The following is a 14,919-nucleotide window of genomic DNA, read 5'->3' as shown; positions in this document are numbered from 1 at the left end:
ACGGCGCCGCGAAGGCGCTACAATAGCGCTTCCCTTTTCCCTCGCAGAAGAAATCACCATGGCCGTCAATTCTCCCAAGCCCGTCGCCGCCGACTTGAAAGCCGTCGCCGGCATTGAAATCGGTGTTGCCGAAGCCGGCATCAAGAAACCCAACCGCAAGGATTTGCTGGTATTGAAACTGGCGCCGACGGCCACCGTGGCTGGCGTGTTCACCCTGAACCGCTTCTGCGCCGCGCCCGTGCAAATTGCGAAAGCCAACCTGGCCGCCGTGACGGCCGGCGCCGCGCCTATCCGCGCGCTGCTGGTCAATACGGGCAACGCGAATGCGGGCACGGGCGAATCGGGCCTGGCCGACGCGCAGGCCAGCTGCGCCGCACTGGCCGAGCTGCTGGGCTGCACGCCGCAGCAAATCCTGCCGTTTTCCACCGGCGTGATCCTCGAACCGCTGCCCGTGCAGCGCCTGGTGGCCGGCTTGCCGCAAGCCGTATCGGCATTGACATCGGATAACTGGTTCTCGGCCGCCGAAGCCATCATGACCACCGACACGCAGCCGAAAGCCGGCTCGCGCACGGTCACCATCGGTGGCCACGCGGTGACCCTGACGGGCATCAGCAAGGGCGCCGGCATGATCAAGCCGAACATGGCCACCATGCTCGGTTTCCTCGCGTTTGACGCCACCGTGGCGCAACCGGTGCTGGACCAGCTGGTGAAGCAGGCGGCCGACAAATCGTTCAACTGCATCACCATCGACGGCGACACGTCCACCAATGACTCGTTCATGCTGGTGGCCACGGGCGCGGGCAGCCTGGTCATCGATTCCATCGACTCGCCGCACTATGCGGCACTGGCCGCTGCCGTGACCGAACTGTCGACCTTCCTGGCACAAGCGATCGTGCGCGACGGCGAAGGCGCGACCAAGTTCATGACGGTAACCGTGGAAGACGGCCGCAACGTGGAAGAGTGCCGCAAGATCGCCTATTCCATCGCCCATTCGCCGCTGGTGAAAACGGCCTTCTTCGCCTCCGATCCGAACCTGGGCCGCATCCTGGCCGCCATCGGCTACGCGGGCGTGGACGACCTGGACGTGGGTCAATTGAATCTGTACCTGGACGACGTGTGGGTGGCCAAGAATGGCGGCCGCAATCCCGACTACCAGGAACAGGATGGCCAGCGCGTGATGCAGCAAAGCGAAATCACCATCCGCGTGAAGCTGGCGCGCGGCGATGCCACGGCCACCCTGTGGACCTGCGACCTGTCGCATGACTACGTGTCGATCAACGCCGACTACCGCTCATGACCGGTCTCGATCAATTCCTGCTGCGCGCGGAAAGCTTGCTGGCGCGCGTGGAGGCGATTCTGCCGCAGGCGACGCCCGCGCCGGACTGGACCAGTTTTGCCTTCCGCTGGCGCCGGCGCCAGGGCGCCGCCAGCCATTTGCAGGCGGTGGCCCACGTGTCGAACATCGCCTTGGACGACTTGCACAATATCGGTACGCAAAAAGCGCAAATTGAACAGAACACGCGCCAGTTCGTCAGCGGACGCCCGGCCAACAACGTGCTGCTGACGGGTGCGCGCGGCACGGGCAAGTCCTCGCTGATCAAGGCCTGCCTGAACCAGTTTGCCGGCCAGGGCCTGCGCCTGATCGAAGTCGACAAGGCGGATCTGGCTGACCTGCCCGACATCGTCGACCTGGTGGCGGCGCGTTCCGAACGCTTCATCATCTTTTGCGACGACCTGTCGTTCGAAGAGGGCGAGAGCGGCTACAAGGCGCTGAAGGTGGCGCTCGATGGCAGCATCGCCGCGCAATCGGACAATGTGCTGATCTATGCCACCTCGAACCGCCGTCATCTGATGCCGGAACGCATGTCGGACAATACCAGCTACAAGACGGACGACGACGGCGATCTGCATCCGGGCGAGACGGTGGAAGAAAAAATTTCGCTGTCCGAGCGCTTCGGCCTGTGGCTGTCGTTCTACCCGTTCAAGCAGGATGATTACCTCGATATCGCGGCCCATTGGCTCGCCTCGTTCGGCTGCACGCCGGAGCAGATCGCGGCAGCGCGCGGCGACGCCCTGCGCTGGGCCTTGCAGCGCGGTTCGCGTTCGGGCCGTGTCGCTTGGCAATTCGCGCGCGATTATGCTGGGAAACTACCTGCGGGAAAGTTGCCGCAATGAGCGATGTGAAAGTGAAACCGGTGGACGTCGCCGTTGGCATCCTGATGAAGCCGAATGGCGACGTGCTGCTGGGCCAGCGCCCGGCCGGCAAGCCGTATGACGGCTATTGGGAATTCCCGGGCGGCAAGGTCGAGCCGGGCGAAGCCATTTTTGACGCCTTGAAACGCGAATTTGTCGAGGAACTGGGTTTATATATCGACAGTGCCGAGGCCTGGTGCGGCGTCGAATATGTGTATCCGCACGCCCATGTGCGCCTGCATTTCTATATCAGCCGCGAATGGCGGGGCGAGCCGCAAAGCCTGGAAGGGCAAGCGTTCGCCTGGCAGGGCACGGTCGGCGTGGAACCTTTGCTGCCTGCCACCATTCCCCTGTTGGAATGGCTCGATGAGGTGCGCCGGGAATCCCTGGCGTTGGCCTGATGTTCAATCGTGCCAGCGGGCAGCTCCTTGCTGCGCGCTGGCGCAAGCTTTCCTGTGACTTTCCTTGTATCGCGCGCGCTTTGCGCTACAGTGCTTGCATCAAGCACCGGGGAGTCTCGCATGCCGCTGACACTGACCTTTACCGATACCGATGAATTGCTGATCGCCGCGCTGCACAAGCGTGCCCGCGCGCATGGGCGCAGCATCGAAGAGGAGCACCGCGACATCCTGCGCAGCGCCTTGCGGCCGCTGCCGAAGCGTCCGCTCGACGATATTTTGCGCAGCATGCCCGAGGTGGGGCTGGACGCGGATTTCCAGCGCCGCTCCTGACGTGCCATGGCCGCCTATCTGCTCGATACGGATGTGATCGTTGCTGCGCGCAAGGGCAGCGCTGCGCCGGCGGGCGTGCTCGATTTTTTCGAGCGGGTGGCGCCGGAAATGCGCTATGTGCCGGTGCAGGTGATCGCGCAACTGCGTGCGGGCATACAGCGCAGCTGGCGGCGCGAAGCGGCGCTGGAAGCACTGGCGCTGGAAGGCTGGCTGGAAGCCGTGCTGGCAGAGTATGCGCCGCGGCTGCTGGAATTCGACCTCGATTGCGCGCTCGTGTGTGCGCGCCTGCATGGCCGCGGCCATGCGCACGGCATCGATGGACAGATCGCGGCGATGGGCATCGCCTATGGCTTGACGGTGGTCAGCGGCAGGCTCGACAGTTTCGTGACGCAAGGACTGCGCCTGGAAAATCCGTTCAGTTGAGGCTAACTGCGGCTTACTGCGGCTTGTTGTCTTCGTCCGCGAGAGGATCTTCGAACGGATCGGCGGCGGGGATCGTGTATTTCTCTTCGGCCCAGGCACCCAGGTCGATCTGCTTGCAGCGTTCCGAGCAGAAGGGGCGGAATTTGTTGGCTTCAGTCCATTCGACTTTGGCGGCACAGGTTGGGCAATTAACGACGGTCATGATGGGGCAAATAAGTAACAGTTAAAAATTACAGAGCGTGAGCTCGAACGGAACATCTTCTTCCAGCGGCTTGGGTTTCAAGTCGCCACCCTGGGTGGTGAAGCGTACCCACAGCATGTATTTGTTGGCGGAAATTTCCGGGATGGCGCCGATGTTTTCATCCAGGCTCAGGCGCAGCATCTGGTACACCTTGCCTTGCAGCATTTGCTGGTAGCTGCCGCCATTGGCGATCAGTTTAACGGGGCCGCCGGAATCGCGCAGCAGGCGCAAGACCAGGGCCAGCGCATCGAACAGGGGCGCCAGCGGTGCGAACCAGGCGTGGATATCGGTCAGACGCTGCTCGGAGCTGCGTTTTTGCCAGGCAAAGTAGGAGGGCAAGTCGAATTCGCAGGCGCCACCGGGGATGATGGTGCGGCCGCGAATACTCATCAGCCATTCATTGTCGCGGATATTCTGCCCTGTCTTGCCTTGCGCCGCCACCAGGGCGCCGCTGACACTGTCGAGTTCACCGAGGATGGCGTCCAGGGTTTCCGGCTCCACATTCGGATTGCTGCGGTAGCCCAGCAGGCTCTGGCGCTGGCGCTCGAGTTCCTGCAGCAGGTCGGACTTCAGGTCGGCGCGGCCGGCCACTTCGAGCATGTCGAAAATAGTTGCCAAGGCAACATGGTGCTGCATTGCATGCTCTTGCTGGATGAAGAACTTGAATTTGTCGTACAGGTCTTCCAGCCGCAACAAGGTACGTATGCGTTCGTTGAAAGGGTATTCGTAGACAATCAAAATAATTCCCTTAAGTAAGGACCTGCAAACAATCCCGTGATTTTGAACCAAGCGTCGACAAATTACAAACGTTGCGGCCCGATTCCGGCCATTCTTTTTGAAAATGCCAGATATAAATCGTGCAACTGGGCAATCTGCGGCGCCAGGGCGGCCAAATCGCCATTATTGTCGATCACATCGTCCGCCGCCGCCAGGCGCATGGCGCGCGTGGCTTGCGTGGCCATGATGGCTTTCACTTGTTCTTCCGATAATCCATTGCGTGCCATCACGCGCGACACTTGCAGGCTTTCCTGGCAATCGATGACCAGCACGCGGTTGACTCTTTCCACCCATCCGCCGGACTCGACGAGCAGGGGCACGGCGAATATCACATAGCTACCCGTCGCTGCTGCGGCCGCCGCCAGGGTGGCCTGGCGGATGCGCGGGTGCAGGATGGCTTCCAGCCTGGCCTTGGCGGCGGCGTCGGCAAACACCAAGTTGCGCATTTTGGTGCGGTCGAGGGCGCCGCGCGCATCGGCGTAGTCGGGGCCAAATTCCGCCACCAGGGCCGGCATGGCGGCGCCGTTCGGTGCCGTCAGGCTGTGGGCGATCTGGTCGGTGTCGACGATGGTGGCGCCGTGCGCGGCGAACAGGTCGGCCACGGTGCTCTTGCCGCAACCGATGCCGCCGGTAAGGCCCACGCTGAAATAAGGGACGTTTTGTCGTTGCATGTATTTATCCATAGTGGCGCAGTGCTGTACCGGTCAGCCGGTCAGGTTTTGTGTGAGGCGCGACAGGGGTGCGCCGTACAGCAGCGCGATCAGGCCCGCCGCCGCCAGGTAGGGGCCGAACGGAATCGGTTTGTCGCGTCCCCGCCTGGCGAAGACGATCAGGCCGATGCCGACCACGGCGCCGACCAGCGACGACAACAATATGATGGTCGGCAACATGGTCCAGCCCAGCCAGGCGCCGAGCGCCGCCAGCAATTTGAAGTCACCATAGCCCATTCCCTCCTTGCCTGTCGCCAGCTTGAAGGCCCAGTACACGGCCCACAGGGCCAGGTAGCCGGCGGCCGCGCCGATGACTGCGTCTTGCAGGGGCACGAAAGTGCCATTGATGTTGACCAGCAGTCCCGCCCACAGCAGGGGAAAGGTCAGGTCGTCGGGCAGCATTTGCGTGTCGGCATCGATGAAGGTCATGGCGATCAGCAGCCAGGCAAACACGAGCGTGGCCAGGCCCGTCCAGCCGCTGCCGAAGTGCCAGATCAACAGGGCCGACAGCGCGCCCGTCAGCAGTTCCACCAGCGGATAGCGCACGGAGATGGGGGCCTTGCAGGCGCTGCACTTGCCGCGCAGCAGCAGGTAGCTGATGACGGGGATGTTTTCCATGGCCGTGATGCGGTGGCCGCAAGCGGTGCAGTGCGAATGTGGCAGCATCAGGTTGTAGCGGTCCGTATGCGGCAAGGGTTGGCCGCTTTCTTCCGCCACATAATTATCGGATTCGCGCTGCATCATTTTCGGCACGCGGTGGATCACCACGTTGAGGAAACTGCCGACGATCAGGCCGAACAGGGCGGCGACGAGGGCGACGGGCAGATTGCCGGGCGCAGCGAACAGCAGGGTATCTTGCAGCATGGTGGATTGGTCTGAGGTGATGATGTTGCCGCGCAAACATTGCCTGGCACTGCCGCAGTGTAAAACATCTGCCAGCACATGGGGATGTTTTGCGCAGGGTGCTGGAAACGCCTGCGCTGCCTTTAGATGGTCAATATTCGGCTAGCGGCAACAATGAGGTCACCTTTCTGGCTTGCGGTGCACCTTGTCGCGCCGGTTGACCGCGCGCTCCAACAGCGAGCGAGTCAGCAGCTTATGAAACGGCATGATGATAAACAAATAAACTCTTCCAAAGAGATTGTTTATTTTAACCAAGGTTGAAACCGTCACTTCCGATCCCTTCAGACTCGGTTGAATGCTTATCCAGATCCGAAAATCCAGATGCTTGTCGTCACCACCGACGACGACTTCAGTGCCCGTACTGGAAATAATCGGAAACATGCCGATCTTCCCCAGCCCGCGATCGCTAAAGCTGATACTTTTCTTTAGTCCCAATGGTGCGACGATTCCGTTGCGCAGAATAATGAGCCAGGTGAGCATGCGATGCGGTTCAGCGAACACGGCGCGCCCCGCTTGTTCGGCGTCCACGTAGGTTCGATCCCCCTGACCGGAATAGCCGTCGGAGAAATCAATGCGCGTCAATCCTGACGCCGACATGGCTGCTGCCGGTGCGGCAATGAAGAAGACTTTGTTTGCTTCGTTTGTCATGAATAAAACTCTCTCTGTAAAGTGAGTGACGGTCGGACTGCGGTTGTATTGATTGGCGCGCATTCCAAGTTTGCAAACGTGCTCTGGCGGCCGGAATGCTTGCATCGTGGTCACATGGGCCGGCATGCTCCATCTAAGTAATCCTCAGGAAATTATTGTGAATTTATGACGAACAGAACCGAATGCTATGCAAGGCGCCCGCTGCGACGCAGTGCGAGCACTGCTAGCAGCGGGCAACACAGCAGAGCGCCGGTTATGGAAGTCAGAAATCACAATAATTTATTGGGGGTTACTTAATATTGCGCCAACGCCTGCTTTCGGGGCAATGGCGTCTCGGATACTCGTATCAATGAGTCGTTCATAGATTGCGCTTTGGCCGGCCGGAATAAGTTCTCTGAGTGTTTCTTTACGTTTGTCCCGGCCGAACAAGGCCTCAACGGCCCAACCGATCAGATACACGGCAGACAAACAGCCACCTGCGGTCGCAACATTTCCTTTGCATACCAAGGGCAAATCGAGAACCTCAATTCCCAGCGCTTGCAGTTCCTCTTTGGCATCGGGATGAGTCGTGGCTGGCCCCAATGCCAGCAGACCCAACTTGGCAAGAATGAACGAGCCGGCACAGATCGATCCAATGAGCTGCGTATCTGGATTCAGGGAAAATGCACGCATGAAATCCTGGTTGGCGATGGCGCCTTTCACGCCAACTTTACCGCTGGAAAACAATACAACGTCTGCGTCATTCGCTTCGCTGATGCACCCGTGGGTCTGGATAAGCAGACCGTTTGCGGATTGATGTGCTTCCTTTGTTCCCAATATCTTCACTTGCCAGTCCGTCTTATTCCTCCCGAGGATGTCCCACATCAGGAACAAATCCAAATCGGTGAAATGATCAAAAATCACGATGACTATTTTCTTCATGTTGCGCTCCGCCGTTTGCGTCGATTCAAAATGAGACCGCGGACGAGCACCACACTTTTTGCGTCCGCAGTTGTGAATAAGTCCGTCAAATATCTGTTTGTGAAGCACTTCTTTTCCTGATTGGACGGGACTCAGTGCTGGCCCGCTAAGTAATCCTCAGGAAATTATTGTGAATTTATGACGAACAGAACCGGATGCCATGCAAGGCGCCCGCTGCGACGCAGTGCGAGCACTGCTAGCAGCGGGCAAGCCTCGTCGGCCACCTTGCAGAGCGCCGGTTATGGAAGTCAGAAATCACAATAATTTATTGGGGGTTACTTAGGACAGTTCTTGCCGACTGCGCGTCGGCTTTCAGTGCGAAGTAGGTCCACATTCCTCCAAGAAGATCTGCGACGCCGAAAAAAACGATCATTGGGCTGGCAAGGCCTATGGCAGCGAAGGTCGTGAAGGCCGCGAACACGAAGAAGCGCGTGTATACCGACGCCACCAGAAACGGCTTGTTTTCGTGCCTGGCCGCGACCCACGCATAGACGCCAAGCATGGATACGACAACGCCAAGCAAATGAATCCAGACCTCGGAGGTTGGAGGCATTTGTAAGATCGACAGCAAGAAGTTTGGCGCGACGACTAACATGGGCCCAATGACGAACAAGTAGATGGCGAATACTTTGGCGCTATACGCAGACTTGGACATGTTTTTTCTTTTCGAGAGAGTTGCCGACAGGCTTGGTGGTTTCAGGCTTCGGATCAAGTGCAGCACCGGGTGATTGAACTGTGCTGGTCGGATACTGCGCAAGGGCGGCGCGGCTGCTGCCAGGCATGATGAAGACTGCGCATGCCGGAAGCAGAAACGTGGTATGCATTTAACGAATCCAGGGGTTGGCGGTGCGCACACGTGCACCGAGGGTTTTGAGAAGCTGGAGCAGACCTAAATAGGCCCGGTCTACGTAGGGCAGTTCCTCCGGCAAGGACTGCAGGTGCCGAAGTGCCTGGCGCTGATGCTCGGCTGATGGACGTGGGTATGGCGGGTGTTGCGCAAAGTCATACACCGCCACGGTAAACGGCAACTTCTGCCAGGCATGCCGCTCGGCCATTGCCGGCAGCAGTTGCTGGCAAAAGTCCTGCTCATTCAGATTCGGCCCAATCAGGCCCAAGTCCCGATAGGCCTGATGCATGGCACTGTGGTCCGCCGGGTCGCGCAACTGTGCCGACCAAAGCGCGCTGAGCGCTTGGCAAAAGTCAGCGTCCAGCGCGTGGGTGCAGCCAAAGTCCAGCAGGCCCAGTCGGCCGTCCGGCATGAACAGATAGTTGCCCGGATGCGGGTCGGCTTGCAAGCGGTGCAGCACAAAGGTGCAATGAAAGAAGGCGTCAAACAGCAACTGACCAGCCTGGTCACGTGCGGCTTGATCGGGTTCGGTCAGCAACCATTCTTTCAGATGCAGTCCCGGCAGGCGTTGCATGGTCAGCACGCGGCGTGTGGTGCGGCCCATTACCGGCTGGGGGATCACCAGGCCCGGCAGCGTGAGATGCTGTGCAAACCATTGCATGGTCTGTGCCTCGTGCAAATAGTCCAGCTCCTCGGCCAGTTTCCGTTCGATGTCATCCATCATGCGCGCGATGATATCGGCTTTGGGCATCATCTCCGAGCGTTCCCCCAAGGCTTGCAGCAGGCTGCGCAGCATACGCATGTCGCTGCCAATGGAGTCCGCCATTCCGGGGTATTGTAGTTTGACGGCCACTGCCAGACCATCGGTCATGATGGCGGCGTGGACCTGACCCAGACTGGCGGCGGCAAAGGCGATCGGATCGAATTGCTGGAACAGGGCTTGCGGATCCTGGCCAAACTCCTGGCGCATCACTTTGATCACCAACGCGCGGTTCAGCGGCGTGACCTGGTAGTGGGCACGGGCCAGTTCCTGGCGCATGCCCTCGGGTAGAAAGCCTAGTTCCATGCTGAGCAGCTGCGAGGCTTTGAGTGCCGTGCCCTTGAGCTGGTTCAACGCGGCAAACAGGATGCGCCCGAGTTCCGCCTCATGTGCCACGCGGGCCTGTTCCGTTTTCGCATCGTCGCGCGTCATCGACTTGGCCTTATGGCCCAGGTGGGTCAAGCCGGCCCGCGCCACTGCCATGCCGACAATCGCGCCACGCGAAAGACGCCCGGTACGCGGCAATTGCGCAACTTTGTTCGTCTTGGTCGTGGGCCTCATGAGCGTACGCCACCCAAGCCGCGGCGGGCCAATTGCAGCAGATCCAGCAAGCCATTGCCGTCTTGCATCAGGCGCGCCAGCTGGCTGCGCACCATGAACCCGCCCAGCTCCAGCAGTTTGTCCACCAGGCCGCTGCGCAAGGCTAACACCAGCACACCCAAACTTAAATCGACCATTTGTGTGGTGTTGGAAAATTGGTCGGAGGTGTCGCGCAGCCAGTACGCAATGACGCCGTACACATAGTCGGCCAACAGTCCGGCCAGGCTGGGCTTGAAGCCGCAAGGCACGATTTCACCGGTCGTCTCGGCCTGCTCCAGCATCTGGAGGAAGGTTTGCTGGAGCAAAGGCTTGCCGGGGAGTTGCTCGCCCAACAGCAGCGTGGGCGCGCGCTGCACCATGCCGCGCGCCAGACCCACAAATTCGCGGTCGGCCAGCAAACCTTCCAGCAGACTCTCGATCACCAGTTGCAGGCGCTCCTGCAGCGAAAATTCGTTCTGTCCCTCCGTCTTGTCGGCCTGCGCCACTGCGTCTGCAATTGCTTGCTGAAAGTAGGCGGTTACCAGTTTCTCCTTGGTGGGGAAGTATTTGTAGATGGTGGCATCACCCACGTCGGCGGCACGCGCGATCTGCTTCATGGTGGTGCCCTCAAACCCATGCTGGGTCATCAGGTCCACTGCGGTCTGAATGATCAGCCGATGGTTTTTGGCTTGTTGGGCTTTGGAAGTACGCATGATCGAAATTTGAAAAAGAGTGGAATGTCGGGGCGGGGCGAAACAATCAAGTCTGGCCCAACCATGTAAGAATTGCGACGGCGAGCAGGCAGAGCCACCCCTGGGATTACCTCATGCCCTGCATTGCGATATGAATATACGATGCCTACTATCTATTAATTGAATATATTGTACATCTATTGAATAGTCAATGACTATTATTCGATAAGAAGGTAGATGTATTACACGCATGGGTGTATGCATGGGTGCATGCCGGGTGTCGGTGGCGACCTACAGGCGCGCGGTCAAATCACGGCGCCCAGCTTGAAAATCGGCAGATACAAGGCGATCACGAGGGAACCGACCAGCACGCCCAGCACCACCATCAGTGCCGGTTCCAGCAGCGTGGAAAGGGTGGCCACCGTGCTGTCGATGTCCGCCTCGATGATGTCGGCCGCGCGCGACAGCATGGCGTCGAGTGCGCCCGATTCCTCGCCGATCAGGGCCAGTTGCGTCAGCAGCGGGGGAAACACGCCGCTGTGCTCCATGGCCAGGGCCAGGCTGCCGCCGGCGCGGATTTCGCGTTCGATGCGCGTCGTCGCTTCCTGGTACTGCGCGTGGCCGGAGGCGGCGCCCACCAGGCCGAGCGAGTCGAGCAGCGGCACGCCGGCGGCAAACATGGCGGCCAGGGTACGCGTCCAGCGCGCAATCGCCGCCTTGCGCAACAGTGGGCCGAACACGGGCAGGTGCAATGCCCGCAGCTGCGTGTTGCGCCGCAAGGCGGGCCAGCGGCGCCAGGCCAGGTGCAGCAGCAGGCAAGCGAGCACGAGCACCGCCAACAGAGCCAGCCAGTAGCGGACAACAAAAGCCGATAAGTCCATGACGACCAGGGTGGGCAGCGGCAATGGCGCGCCGAAGCTGTCGAATACCTGGCGGAAGGCGGGCACGACCACGCTCATGATGATGGCCGTGACAGCGATGGCGACGAGCACGATGACCAGCGGATACATCAGCGCGCCGCGCACTTGCCGCCGCAGGGCGATGGCCTTTTCCTGGTGCGTGGCCAGGCGCGCCAGCAAGTCCTGCACGATGCCCGCCTGTTCGCCGGCCGCCAGCAGCTTGCAGTACAGCTCGTCGAACAGCAGCGGAAACTGGCGGAAGGCCTGCTGCAGGCTGCTGCCCGCTTCGATGGCGTGGCGCAAGTCGCGCATCAGCTCGGTGACGGCGGGTTTGGCGTGGCCTTTGCCGGCGATATCGAAGGCGTGCAGCAGCGGCACGCCGGCCGCCATCATGGTCGACAGCTGGCGCGTGAACAGCGCGATATCCTTGCGCGTGATGGCCTTGCCGGGCGCGGCGCGCACAGCCTGCACCCGGGTGGCCAGGATGCCCTGGCGTCGTAGCGCGAGCGTGGCCGCGCTGGCGTCGGCGGCGCGCAAGATGCCATCGATCGCCTGGCCATGACGGTCCGTGCCCTTCCATGCAAAGCGCCGCTCGGCCGCCATGTGCACCTCCTGCCGTCACGGTAGCAGCGCCGGTCAAAAGCACCAGCGGCGCCGGTGGCAAGCTTGAGGTGGCTCAGCCTTTTGTGCTTTGTACTTCCGTCTGCACAAGGGCCTGGGCCTTCACGTCGGCCGCCTCTTCCTCGTCGCTGTCGGTGCCCTTGCTGATGCTTTCACCATCGTCGCGGCGCAAGGTCCAGAAGGTCAGCGAGGACAGTACCGTCAGGGCCGCCAGGGTCAGGAAGGTGTGGTGCAGGGCGGTGCTGAGCATGGCGCGGTCCGACTGCGGCATGTCGCCCAGGTACCAGCCCGTGATCAGCGAACCGAAGGCCAGGCCAAAGCTCATCGACAGTTGCTGCATCGAGCTGGCGATGGTGCTGGCCATGCTGGAGTCGCTCTTGTCGACATCGGCATACGCGATGGTGTTCATGCTGGAAAATTGCAGCGAATTGAAAAAGCCCATGCACAGGCTGATGCCGACGATCACGTACAGGGGCGTGCCCGCGCCCACCTGCGAAAACATGGCGATGGTGATGCCGATCAGCACGGTATTGACGATCAACACCTGGCGGTAGCCGAAGCGGGCCAGCACGCGCGCGGAAATGAATTTCATGCCCATGGCAGCCGCCGCCGACGGCATCATCAGCAAGCCGGACTGCCAGGCGGGCAAGCCCAGGCCCAGCTGGTACAAGAGCGGCAACAGGAAGGGCAGGCCGCCCACGCCCAGGCGCGTGACGAAGCCGCCCACCACAGAGACGCGGAAGGTGCGGATCTTGAACAGGGTCAGGCGCAGCAGCGGGTGCAGTACTTCGCTCGAATGCCAGGCATACGCGGCCAGCAGGCTGATGGAAATGAATAGCAGCACGGCAAACGAGGTGGCATCGATGCGATGTTCGCCGAAAATTTCCAGCAGCCACGACAGCAGCGCGATGCCCGTGCCAAACAGCACCAGGCCGATCAGGTCCAGCGGACGGGGCTTGTCGCCGTAGTAATCGGGCATATAGCGGTGCGCCAGGTACAGCGCTGCCAGGCCGACGGGCACGTTGACGAAGAAAATCTCGCGCCACGACAGCCAGTGCACGATCAGCCCGCCCACCGTGGGGCCCAGCAGGGGGCCGATCAGGGCGGGGATGATGACGAAATTCATGGCCGCCAGCAATTGCGACTTGGGAAAGGTGCGGATGATGGTGAGCCGGCCCACCGGCATCATCATGGCCGCGCCCACCCCTTGCAGCAGGCGTGCGGCCACCAGCATGGGGGCATTCACGGACAGGCCGCACAGGACGGAGGCGAGGGTGAAGATGGCAACGGCGGCGGAAAATACGCGCCGCGTACCGAAGCGGTCGGCCATCCAGCCGCTGATGGGAATGCACACGGCCAGGCTCAGGATGTAGCTGGTGACGACGGCCTTCAGGCTCAGCGGCGTCACATGCAGGCTGGCGGCCATGGCGGGGATGGCGGTGTTGACGATGGTGGAGTCGAGTTGCTCCATGAACAGGGCAGTGGCGACCACCCAGGGAAGGTAGCTTTTAATCGGGGAACTGGTCATGAATGCGAGCCTGAGGAGGAGAAACGGAGCCGACAGTACGATGAATTGTCACATAAATGGCGCCTGCGTGCCGCCCGCGCCCGTCATTCTGGCAGTGTGCGGGGGGCGGCGTCCATGGAACATTTGTTCCATGGCAATAGATTGCGGGCAAGGCTAGCATGTGTTTCTGGCAGCTCCGGCCTCCTCTTTTTCCGAAAGTCACACCACATGAAAAATGCATTTACGTTCCTTGTCCTGGGCGCTGCCCTGTCCGCATGCGGTGGCGGCAGCGATGGCGGTACGCCGGAAGCACCGGTCACGCCACCCGTCGTGGTCACGCCTCCCGTCGTCCCCGCCGACAGCGTGACGGTGGCATCGGAAGCCGTGGCGAAAGAGGCTGGCCTGAATGTCATTGGCGGTGCCAGTGCTGACGAAAGCGTGTATGACGTGGCCGCCGATATCGGCGACACCTGGCGCATCACGTTTGACAGCGTCAAGAAAACCTATGTCATCCGTGTCTTGTCGACGCAGTTCGGCTTGAGCGACCGCAGCGGCACGTTCAGCGCCACCACCACCGGTAATCTCACTACCTACACGGCAACGGATTTCAGCGTTACCGTCGATGCGCGCACGCGTCTGCTGTCGGGCAATATCAAATTGGGTAACATGGTCTCGACCGTCAGCGGCAGCGGCTATGCGGTGGGTGACGTGGCCAAGCTGGCCGGCAACTATATTTTCCTGGGTGCCATGCGCAATGCATCGAACGGCGCTGACCGCTTCAATCCGAAAGGCAGTCTCAAGATCGCAGCCGACGGAGCGGCCCAACTGTGCAATGGCGGCGTGTTCAACGCGCAAGGCGTGTGCTCCGCGGTATCGCCGCAGCTGGAAGCGGAAAACGCCAGCCTGACCCTGGTCAAGGATGCGAAGAACGGCTTGCTCGTCGCTCGCCAGGGTGGCCAGGACTTCGGCATCGTGCACGTGCACGCGGGGGACCGGGGGGTGGCGCTGTTCATCGACCGCTACAGCCGCAATCAGGAAAACGTCATGCGCGTGGGCACCATCGTGGCGGCCAAACAACAGAAGATCGGCACCGAAATCGCCGGCAGTTACGCCTGCGCGGCGTCGGGCATCAGCGCGAACATCGTCGTTGCCGGCAACACCGCCACCCTGACGAATAACACCACCGGCAAGACGCATGCGGAAACCATCACCGTCAACAAGCTGGGCCTGGGCGCGCAAGCCATCGATTTCGATGGCATCGCCGTGTTCAAGGACCCGGCCGATGTGCCAGCCGACTATTCGATGTTCATGCCCGTGTCGTCGAGCATGGCAGTCGAGTTTTCGACCGACCGTTCGTACATGGGCATGTGCCTGAAAAAATGACGGCTAGCGTTTGATCTGATCCAGCAAGTAGGTCGGGTTAGCCGG

At 60.8% G+C, this 14,919-nt stretch carries 17 protein-coding genes; 6 read left to right on the top strand and 11 right to left on the bottom strand.

Annotation, left to right across the window (positions count from 1 at the left end; all coding sequences use genetic code 11):
* The first annotated feature begins 58 nt into the window (after positions 1-58).
* The 5 genes from argJ (at position 59) to O0882_RS27480 (ending at position 3,347) form a co-directional block, all read left to right on the top strand.
* On the top strand, positions 59-1,297 hold the full coding sequence (gene argJ / locus O0882_RS27500; RefSeq protein WP_289953177.1) for a bifunctional glutamate N-acetyltransferase/amino-acid acetyltransferase ArgJ: 1,239 nt from the start codon (positions 59-61) through the stop codon (positions 1,295-1,297).
* The gene (locus tag O0882_RS27495) at positions 1,294-2,175 is read left to right on the top strand and encodes an ATP-binding protein (RefSeq protein ID WP_289953174.1); all 882 of its coding nucleotides are present in this window, start codon (positions 1,294-1,296) and stop codon (positions 2,173-2,175) included. The genes argJ and O0882_RS27495 overlap by 4 nt, the downstream gene beginning before the upstream one ends.
* Positions 2,172-2,594 carry an NUDIX domain-containing protein gene (locus O0882_RS27490; protein WP_289953172.1) on the top strand — a complete coding sequence of 141 codons (423 nt, stop codon included), beginning with the start codon at positions 2,172-2,174 and terminating at the stop codon, positions 2,592-2,594. The genes O0882_RS27495 and O0882_RS27490 overlap by 4 nt, the downstream gene beginning before the upstream one ends.
* Before the next feature lie 120 nt (positions 2,595-2,714).
* Positions 2,715-2,924 (top strand): DNA-binding protein, encoded by a 210-nt coding sequence (locus tag O0882_RS27485; RefSeq protein WP_289953169.1) that lies wholly within the window; start codon positions 2,715-2,717, stop codon positions 2,922-2,924.
* Between the two features lie 6 nt (positions 2,925-2,930).
* A complete protein-coding gene (locus O0882_RS27480; RefSeq protein ID WP_289953166.1) occupies positions 2,931-3,347 on the top strand; it encodes a PIN domain-containing protein in 417 nt (138 codons plus the stop codon).
* A 13-nt stretch (positions 3,348-3,360) separates the two neighbouring features.
* Here the strand turns inward: O0882_RS27480 and yacG are convergent, their stop codons facing one another.
* The 11 genes from yacG to O0882_RS27425 all read right to left on the bottom strand — a co-directional run bounded on the left by yacG (position 3,361) and on the right by O0882_RS27425 (position 13,512).
* Positions 3,361-3,552 (bottom strand): DNA gyrase inhibitor YacG, encoded by a 192-nt coding sequence (gene yacG, locus O0882_RS27475; protein WP_034748814.1) that lies wholly within the window; start codon positions 3,550-3,552, stop codon positions 3,361-3,363.
* 18 nt (positions 3,553-3,570) lie between these two features.
* Complete coding sequence (gene zapD, locus O0882_RS27470; protein WP_071079369.1) at positions 3,571-4,326, bottom strand: cell division protein ZapD; 756 nt, start codon at positions 4,324-4,326, stop codon at positions 3,571-3,573.
* A gap of 62 nt (positions 4,327-4,388) precedes the next feature.
* On the bottom strand, positions 4,389-5,036 hold the full coding sequence (coaE, locus tag O0882_RS27465) for a dephospho-CoA kinase (protein WP_289953161.1): 648 nt from the start codon (positions 5,034-5,036) through the stop codon (positions 4,389-4,391).
* Between the two features lie 33 nt (positions 5,037-5,069).
* On the bottom strand, positions 5,070-5,939 hold the full coding sequence (locus tag O0882_RS27460) for an A24 family peptidase (RefSeq protein ID WP_289953160.1): 870 nt from the start codon (positions 5,937-5,939) through the stop codon (positions 5,070-5,072).
* A 159-nt stretch (positions 5,940-6,098) separates the two neighbouring features.
* Entirely contained in the window at positions 6,099-6,689 is a 591-nt protein-coding gene (locus O0882_RS27455; protein ID WP_289953158.1) for a DUF2867 domain-containing protein, read from the bottom strand.
* A gap of 216 nt (positions 6,690-6,905) precedes the next feature.
* The gene (locus O0882_RS27450; protein WP_289953156.1) at positions 6,906-7,547 is read right to left on the bottom strand and encodes a DJ-1/PfpI family protein; all 642 of its coding nucleotides are present in this window, start codon (positions 7,545-7,547) and stop codon (positions 6,906-6,908) included.
* A 304-nt stretch (positions 7,548-7,851) separates the two neighbouring features.
* A complete protein-coding gene (locus O0882_RS27445) occupies positions 7,852-8,241 on the bottom strand; it encodes a hypothetical protein (protein ID WP_289953155.1) in 390 nt (129 codons plus the stop codon).
* Between the two features lie 169 nt (positions 8,242-8,410).
* Entirely contained in the window at positions 8,411-9,754 is a 1,344-nt protein-coding gene (locus tag O0882_RS27440) for an AarF/ABC1/UbiB kinase family protein (RefSeq protein WP_289953152.1), read from the bottom strand.
* A complete protein-coding gene (locus O0882_RS27435; RefSeq protein ID WP_289953149.1) occupies positions 9,751-10,485 on the bottom strand; it encodes a TetR family transcriptional regulator in 735 nt (244 codons plus the stop codon). Before O0882_RS27435 ends, O0882_RS27440 begins: the two co-directional genes overlap by 4 nt.
* A 284-nt stretch (positions 10,486-10,769) precedes the next feature.
* Complete coding sequence (locus tag O0882_RS27430) at positions 10,770-11,966, bottom strand: type II secretion system F family protein (RefSeq protein ID WP_289953147.1); 1,197 nt, start codon at positions 11,964-11,966, stop codon at positions 10,770-10,772.
* Positions 11,967-12,039: 73 nt separating this feature from the next.
* Positions 12,040-13,512 carry a DHA2 family efflux MFS transporter permease subunit gene (locus O0882_RS27425; RefSeq protein WP_289953144.1) on the bottom strand — a complete coding sequence of 491 codons (1,473 nt, stop codon included), beginning with the start codon at positions 13,510-13,512 and terminating at the stop codon, positions 12,040-12,042.
* A 207-nt stretch (positions 13,513-13,719) separates the two neighbouring features.
* Between O0882_RS27425 and O0882_RS27420 the strand changes: the two genes are divergently transcribed.
* A complete protein-coding gene (locus tag O0882_RS27420; protein WP_289953142.1) occupies positions 13,720-14,874 on the top strand; it encodes a hypothetical protein in 1,155 nt (384 codons plus the stop codon).
* Positions 14,875-14,919: the final 45 nt, after the last annotated feature.

The sequence above is a fragment of the Janthinobacterium sp. SUN073 genome, assembly GCF_030397665.1.
Lineage (GTDB): Bacteria > Pseudomonadota > Gammaproteobacteria > Burkholderiales > Burkholderiaceae_D > Janthinobacterium.
The sequence above is the reverse complement of the archived record's forward strand: the minus strand, read 5'-3'. Positions and strand labels throughout refer to the sequence as shown.

Bases quoted from the DNA above. Each gene is read 5' to 3' on its own strand.
- argJ (WP_289953177.1), top strand. From the start codon at position 59: ATGGCCGTCAATTCTCCCAAGCCCGTCGCCGCCGACTTGAAAGCCGTC.
- O0882_RS27495 (WP_289953174.1), top strand. From the start codon at position 1,294: ATGACCGGTCTCGATCAATTCCTGCTGCGCGCGGAAAGCTTGCTGGCG.
- O0882_RS27490 (WP_289953172.1), top strand. From the start codon at position 2,172: ATGAGCGATGTGAAAGTGAAACCGGTGGACGTCGCCGTTGGCATCCTG.
- O0882_RS27485 (WP_289953169.1), top strand. From the start codon at position 2,715: ATGCCGCTGACACTGACCTTTACCGATACCGATGAATTGCTGATCGCC.
- O0882_RS27480 (WP_289953166.1), top strand. From the start codon at position 2,931: ATGGCCGCCTATCTGCTCGATACGGATGTGATCGTTGCTGCGCGCAAG.
- coaE (WP_289953161.1), bottom strand. From the start codon at position 5,036: ATGCAACGACAAAACGTCCCTTATTTCAGCGTGGGCCTTACCGGCGGC.
- O0882_RS27460 (WP_289953160.1), bottom strand. From the start codon at position 5,939: ATGCTGCAAGATACCCTGCTGTTCGCTGCGCCCGGCAATCTGCCCGTC.
- O0882_RS27455 (WP_289953158.1), bottom strand. From the start codon at position 6,689: ATGCGCGCCAATCAATACAACCGCAGTCCGACCGTCACTCACTTTACA.
- O0882_RS27450 (WP_289953156.1), bottom strand. From the start codon at position 7,547: ATGAAGAAAATAGTCATCGTGATTTTTGATCATTTCACCGATTTGGAT.
- O0882_RS27445 (WP_289953155.1), bottom strand. From the start codon at position 8,241: ATGTCCAAGTCTGCGTATAGCGCCAAAGTATTCGCCATCTACTTGTTC.
- O0882_RS27440 (WP_289953152.1), bottom strand. From the start codon at position 9,754: ATGAGGCCCACGACCAAGACGAACAAAGTTGCGCAATTGCCGCGTACC.
- O0882_RS27435 (WP_289953149.1), bottom strand. From the start codon at position 10,485: ATGCGTACTTCCAAAGCCCAACAAGCCAAAAACCATCGGCTGATCATT.
- O0882_RS27430 (WP_289953147.1), bottom strand. From the start codon at position 11,966: ATGGCGGCCGAGCGGCGCTTTGCATGGAAGGGCACGGACCGTCATGGC.
- O0882_RS27425 (WP_289953144.1), bottom strand. From the start codon at position 13,512: ATGACCAGTTCCCCGATTAAAAGCTACCTTCCCTGGGTGGTCGCCACT.
- O0882_RS27420 (WP_289953142.1), top strand. From the start codon at position 13,720: ATGAAAAATGCATTTACGTTCCTTGTCCTGGGCGCTGCCCTGTCCGCA.